Raw genomic sequence first — 5,957 nt, 5'->3', positions numbered from 1 at the left:
AAAGGTAAATTCGAGCGTAACAAGCCTCACGTGAACATCGGCACGATTGGCCACGTCGACCATGGCAAGACGTCGCTGACGGCGGCGATCACCAAGTATTTTGGCGAATACAAGCGCTACGACCAGATCGACGCTGCCCCTGAAGAAAAGGCGCGCGGCATCACGATCTCGACGGCGCACGTCGAATACGAGACGGCCAACCGCCACTACGCTCACGTCGACTGCCCCGGCCACGCCGACTATGTGAAGAACATGATCACCGGTGCCGCGCAGATGGACGGCGCGATCCTAGTCGTGTCGGCCGCCGACGGCCCGATGCCGCAGACCCGCGAGCACATCCTGCTGGCCCGTCAGGTCGGCGTGCCGTCGATCGTGGTGTTCCTGAACAAGGTCGACCAGGTCGACGACGCGGAGCTGCTCGAACTGGTCGAGCTCGAGGTTCGCGAGCTTCTGACCAAGAACGAGTTCCCCGGCGACGACATTCCGATCGTCAAGGGTTCGGCTCTGGCTGCTCTGGAAGACTCGGACAAGAAGATCGGCGAGGATGCGATCCGCGAGCTGATGGCTGCGGTCGATGCCTACATCCCGACGCCGGTTCGTCCGCTCGACAAGCCGTTCCTGATGCCGATCGAAGACGTGTTCTCGATCTCGGGCCGCGGCACGGTGGTGACCGGCCGCGTTGAGCGTGGCATTGTCAAGGTTGGCGAGGAACTCGAGATCATCGGCATCCGTCCGACGACCAAGACGACCTGCACGGGCGTCGAGATGTTCCGCAAGCTGCTCGATCAGGGCCAGGCTGGCGACAACATCGGCGCGCTGCTGCGCGGCGTTGACCGTGAAGGTGTCGAGCGCGGCCAGGTTCTGGCCAAGCCCGGCACGGTGAAGCCTCACAAGAAGTTCGTGGCCGAAGCCTACATCCTGACCAAGGATGAAGGTGGCCGTCACACGCCGTTCTTCACCAACTACCGTCCGCAGTTCTACTTCCGCACGACCGACGTGACCGGCATCGTGTCGCTGCCGGAAGGCACCGAGATGGTGATGCCGGGCGACAACATCACGGTCGATGTCGAGCTGATCGTGCCGATCGCCATGGAAGAGAAGCTGCGCTTCGCTATCCGTGAAGGCGGCCGCACCGTCGGTGCCGGCATCGTCGTCACCATCAAGGAATAACCGACGCCGGCCTGTGCCAGTCAGGTTCGAAACGGAAAGGGCGGTCCTTGAGGCCGCCCTTTTCTTTTGCCCAGGGATCGGTGCCCCGTGATGTCGCCCAGACCCTGTTGCAAGCCTTTGGACCTCGTCTAGTATAGGTTGCATCAAGGGCTTTTTTCCAGATGGTTCCAGGGCGCCTTTTCCATCGTCGGGCATTGTGGTCGCTGCGGCTGATCTGCCTGCTGGCGTTGCTTGTCACGGGACGTGCTTTTGCGGCGGATACGGCCCCGGATCTCGGTCCAACGATGCAGTTTGGCATTGTCCGCAGCAATGCACCGGGGTGCGAGCCGATCTGCCCGGAGTGGATCTCGGCAGAAGGCTCGATAGAAGCCGGAACGCCGGCTCTGTTCAAACGCATGCTGAAGACGCTTGGCGGGCGAAAACTGCCTGTTGTCGTCAACTCTCCCGGCGGCAATGTCGAGGCGGCACTGACGCTTGGCCGGCTGATCCGCAAGAACAAGCTCGATATTGCCATTGGCAAGACGGTGTTCTCCGGTTGCCAGCCCGACGCGAAGGGTTGCCAGGATCGTGACAAGAATGGCGCCCGCTACCTAGGCGATGTCATTGACTACGGCGCCATGTGCAATTCCGCCTGTCCGTTGATGTTTGCCGGCGGTGTCCGGCGTGTAGCAGGCGAATGGGCCTATCTCGGCGTCCATCAGATCACCACGACCTACATCCGCACGAAACTGCAATACCGGACCACCTACCGCATCGTGGGCGGCAAGAAAAAGGTCCTCAACACAAAGATCGTCAGCCGCAAGAACGCCGGCAGCTACAAGACCTATGAGATGAGCAAGTCGGTGGAGAAAAAGCTGGCGGCCTATCTCGACCAGATGGGCATCGAACAAAGCGTGCTCGAAACGATGAAGGGCACCCCGGCCAGCGAAATCCAGCAGATCGGCCTCGACGACATGCTGGCGATGAAGTTGGTCACCAGTGTCGACTCGGTAGACCTGTTGACCGCCGCCAGTCTGTGCAGGCCGGATCCGTTGGCCGCGAATTGCCTCGAAATACCGGGGAACAAGCCAGCCGGCCCGACGGCCGCAGCCAGGCCCACCCCCCTACCGGAGCCCGACGGGGCGCAGCACGACGAAGACATGCGCTTTGTCGTGGTTCGCGGCAGCAACCCGCTCTGCAATCCCGACTGCCCGGAATGGATTTCGGCGCAAGGCGCGATCACACCTCGGACACCGCAGAAGCTGCGCCAATTGCTCGCCACGCTCGGCAACCGGCAACTGCCGGTCGTGATCAGCTCAACGGGAGGCGACCTGTTCAGCGCCCTGGCGGCGGGACGGCTTATCCATGAAAAGAAGCTCGACGTCGCCGTTGGCCGCACCGATTTCGTCGGCTGTGACCCGGGCGAGTGGAGTTGCCTTGCCAACGAGGGTGCCTATGCCGGGCTGAGCACCGATGCGGGCGTGGAGTGCGATTCGGCCTGCGCGCTCATGCTTGCCGGTGGCGTCAGGCGGCTTGTCGGTCCACGGGCGCGGCTTAGCCTGTATCCGATGGGGCAAAAGCAGATGGTCAAGGCCTATCTCGAGGAGATGGCGATCGATCCCGCTCTGTTCACAGCGATCGAGCGGCGCTCGGTCGAGCGCCAACTGGAACCCGACATGATGCTGAAGGTCGGGCTGACGACGAGCCCGCAATCGGTCGACGCGCTGACCGGCGCCACCATCTGCGAGGCGGTGCCGAAACCCGAGAATTGCCGGATCCGGCCTTCCGCCAATGCCGAGGCTGACTCGCCCGCCAAATTGTAGAGCGCGGCGACGTCGGAAACTGGCCATCGAGGCAGGTTGAGGCACTCCCGATTTTTCCGCTATCGTTGCTGCTGGCGGCGCCGGGGCTGGCGGAGGATCGAGAATGAGCCAGGATATCCCGACACTCTACGAATGGGCCGGCGGCAGCGAGGCCTTGAACCGGCTGACCCAGACTTTCTATGACAAGGTGGCGCAGGACCCGATCGTCGGGCCGGTGTTCAAGACCATGTCGCCGGATCATCCCGCCCATGTCGCGGCCTTCATCGGCGAGGTTTTCGGCGGGCCAAAAACCTATAGCGAGCAATTTGGCGGCCATCGCGAGATGGTCATGCACCATCTGGGCAAGCATCTGACGGAGGAGCAGCGCCGCCGCTGGATCAACCTCCTGGCCGATGCCGCCGACGCGGTCGGCCTGCCCGACGATCCGGAATTCCGTTCGGCCTTCATGGGCTATGTCGAATGGGGATCGCGGCTGGCCAAGATGAATTCCAATCTCGGCGAGACCTGCGATCCTGAGACGGAACCGATGCCGGCCTGGGGCTGGGGCGTGCCGGGCGGCCCCTATCGAGTGCCGGACGCCAAATAGCTCCGGCCGTCCCATCGGGAGGTGCGCGAAGAGGGTAGGCGATATCTCTATGAATCGCGTGTCAGCGACTTCGGGCGGGAACTTGAGATCGACCGCGACGGGCTGGTTGTCAGCTATCCCGATTTCTGGCGCAGGATTTAAGGCGCGTTTGCTTGCAAACCGCTCTTTACAGAGCGTGCGGAAGCTTTTAGGAAGCGCCTGCTGCGCCGACATGCGCACGATACGGGCATAGCTCAGTTGGTAGAGCGGCGGTCTCCAAAACCGCAGGTCGTAGGTTCGAGCCCTGCTGCCCGTGCCATTTCTCGAAATGGCACTCAACGCAATGTTTCGCCATTTCTCGAAATGGCGTTTCAAAACGATATTTCTATGGTCTGCCCTTTGAAAATCGGCGACCCGCTTGCCATATTAGCTCTCTTGGGGCATAAGGGCGCCATAGCCGGGACGGAACGACTGGATGGTTCCGAGGCGGCGTTTGGTCATAAAGCGGACACTTGCCACTTGCGTGGATCAAGAATCGGTTTTATGTAGACGAAACAGACACGCGACGCGTGGAGCTGGGAAGCCGGCTTTACGCGTCTGATTTGCATGGGCGAAATGATTGCGCTGATTCGGCGCGAGACTGGGCTCAGGCGGCACGTCCCGGCCAGCGGGATCATCCAGGAGACCCGGCCAACGGGTCTTGAAGACAGAGCGGCATATGGCTTCGAAAACCACAAATCCTTTCGTCTTTCTCCAGCAGGTCCGCGCGGAGACCGCCAAGGTGACTTGGCCGTCGCGGCGCGAAACGATGATCTCGACGGTGATGGTTCTGGCCTTCGCAGTGATCGCGATGATCTTTTTCTTCACCGCTGATCAGCTCATGGGCCTCGCGGTCGAACAGATTCTGGGCATCGGACGCTAAGTCCGGCGATTACGGAGAAGTCTTGAAATGACCGCGCGCTGGTACATCGTCCACGCCTATTCGAACTTTGAAAAGAAGGTCGCCGAGGATATCGAGAACAAGGCCAAGCAGAAGGGCCTGTCCGCCGATATCCACCAGATCGTGGTTCCGACCGAGAAGGTCGTCGAAGTTCGTCGCGGCCGCAAGGTCGATGCCGAGCGCAAGTTCTTCCCGGGCTATGTGCTCCTGAAGGCCAACCTGACCGACGCGGTGTTCTCGCTGGTCAAGAACACGCCGAAGGTCACCGGCTTCCTGGGTGACTCCAAGCCGGTGCCGATCACCGAGGCGGAAGCGCAGCGCATCCTGAACCAGGTGCAGGAAGGCGTCGAGCGGCCAAAGCCCTCGGTCACGTTCGAGATCGGCGAAGCGATCCGCGTTTCGGATGGTCCCTTCGCGTCGTTCAACGGTTTCGTCCAGGAAGTGGACGAGGAGCGGGCGCGGCTCAAGGTGGAAGTTTCGATCTTCGGGCGCGCCGTGCCTGTCGATCTGGAATTCGGACAGGTCGAAAAGGGCTGATCCGAAATCCCGCCGCCAAGCGCGGCAGGGAAGGGCGACGCGGAGATCGCGCGGCTCTCGAGAACGGTGGGAGACGAATGCGGCTTTAGCCGGCCGCATGGATCGCACCACCAGACTGCAACCGCCGGCAAGTCCGGCATAGACGAAGGCAGGAAAAGAGATGGCTAAGAAAATTGCAGGCCAGCTCAAGCTCCAGGTGAAAGCGGGATCGGCTACGCCGTCTCCCCCGATCGGCCCGGCGCTTGGTCAGCGTGGCATCAACATCATGGAATTCTGCAAGGCGTTCAACGCGCAGACCCAGGAAATGGAAAAGGGATCGCCGGTTCCGGTCGTCATCACCTACTATCAGGACAAGTCCTTCACCTTCGTCATGAAGACGGCGCCGGTGAGCTACTTCCTGAAGAAGGCGGCGAACCTGACGGCTGGCTCCAAGGAGCCGGGCAAGGTCAAGGCCGGTACGGTTTCGCGTGAAAAGGTCCGCGAGATCGCCACCGCGAAAATGAAGGATCTGAACGCAAACGACGTCGAAGCGGCCATGCGCATGGTCGAGGGCTCCGCCCGCTCGATGGGTCTGGAAGTGGTGGGCTAAGATCATGGCAAAGATTGCAAAGCGTGTATCGAAGACCCGCGAAGGCATCGATCCCAACAAGGCTTATGCCCTGGGTGATGCGCTGAAGCTGCTCAAGGACCGTTCCTCGGTCAAGTTCGACGAGACCATCGAAGTCGCCATGAACCTCGGCGTCGACCCGCGCCATGCCGACCAGATGGTCCGCGGCGTGGTCAACCTGCCGAACGGCACCGGCCGCTCGGTGCGCGTCGCTGTGTTCGCACGCGGCGACAAGGCTGACGAAGCGCGCGCCGCCGGCGCCGACATCGTTGGTGCCGAGGATCTGGTCGACATCGTCCAGAAGGGCACGATCGATTTCGATCGCTGCATCGCCAC

At 61.7% G+C, this 5,957-nt stretch carries 7 protein-coding genes, 1 tRNA gene and 1 pseudogene; all 9 read left to right on the top strand.

Annotated elements, in window-relative coordinates:
• Positions 1–1,170, top strand: a 1,170-nt coding sequence (tuf, locus tag EN935_RS19055) for an elongation factor Tu (RefSeq protein ID WP_127373520.1), incomplete at its 5' end; no start/stop codon positions are given.
• Positions 1,171–1,331: 161 nt separating this feature from the next.
• Positions 1,332–2,972: a hypothetical protein gene (locus EN935_RS19050; RefSeq protein WP_127373519.1), complete on the top strand. Its 1,641-nt coding sequence runs from the start codon at positions 1,332–1,334 to the stop codon at positions 2,970–2,972.
• Positions 2,973–3,075: 103 nt separating this feature from the next.
• Complete coding sequence (locus tag EN935_RS19045) at positions 3,076–3,558, top strand: group II truncated hemoglobin (RefSeq protein WP_109672643.1); 483 nt, start codon at positions 3,076–3,078, stop codon at positions 3,556–3,558.
• Positions 3,559–3,579: 21 nt separating this feature from the next.
• Entirely contained in the window at positions 3,580–3,699 is a 120-nt protein-coding gene (locus EN935_RS19040; RefSeq protein WP_245468849.1) for a putative glycolipid-binding domain-containing protein, read from the top strand.
• A gap of 81 nt (positions 3,700–3,780) precedes the next feature.
• Positions 3,781–3,856: transfer RNA gene (locus EN935_RS19035), tRNA-Trp, on the top strand.
• A 399-nt stretch (positions 3,857–4,255) separates the two neighbouring features.
• Positions 4,256–4,459 (top strand): preprotein translocase subunit SecE, encoded by a 204-nt coding sequence (gene secE, locus EN935_RS19030; protein ID WP_013531408.1) that lies wholly within the window; start codon positions 4,256–4,258, stop codon positions 4,457–4,459.
• 27 nt (positions 4,460–4,486) lie between these two features.
• A complete protein-coding gene (nusG, locus tag EN935_RS19025; protein WP_013531409.1) occupies positions 4,487–5,014 on the top strand; it encodes a transcription termination/antitermination protein NusG in 528 nt (175 codons plus the stop codon).
• 160 nt (positions 5,015–5,174) lie between these two features.
• A complete protein-coding gene (gene rplK, locus EN935_RS19020) occupies positions 5,175–5,603 on the top strand; it encodes a 50S ribosomal protein L11 (RefSeq protein ID WP_027027738.1) in 429 nt (142 codons plus the stop codon).
• Between the two features lie 4 nt (positions 5,604–5,607).
• Positions 5,608–5,957: pseudogene (locus EN935_RS19015) on the top strand (50S ribosomal protein L1); the annotation flags it as partial.

Source organism: Mesorhizobium sp. M7D.F.Ca.US.004.03.1.1, assembly GCF_003998635.1.
Lineage (GTDB): Bacteria > Pseudomonadota > Alphaproteobacteria > Rhizobiales > Rhizobiaceae > Mesorhizobium > Mesorhizobium loti.
The sequence above is the reverse complement of the archived record's forward strand: the minus strand, read 5'-3'. Positions and strand labels throughout refer to the sequence as shown.

Bases quoted from the DNA above. Each gene is read 5' to 3' on its own strand.
- EN935_RS19045 (WP_109672643.1), top strand. From the start codon at position 3,076: ATGAGCCAGGATATCCCGACACTCTACGAATGGGCCGGCGGCAGCGAG.
- EN935_RS19050 (WP_127373519.1), top strand. From the start codon at position 1,332: ATGGTTCCAGGGCGCCTTTTCCATCGTCGGGCATTGTGGTCGCTGCGG.
- secE (WP_013531408.1), top strand. From the start codon at position 4,256: ATGGCTTCGAAAACCACAAATCCTTTCGTCTTTCTCCAGCAGGTCCGC.
- nusG (WP_013531409.1), top strand. From the start codon at position 4,487: ATGACCGCGCGCTGGTACATCGTCCACGCCTATTCGAACTTTGAAAAG.
- rplK (WP_027027738.1), top strand. From the start codon at position 5,175: ATGGCTAAGAAAATTGCAGGCCAGCTCAAGCTCCAGGTGAAAGCGGGA.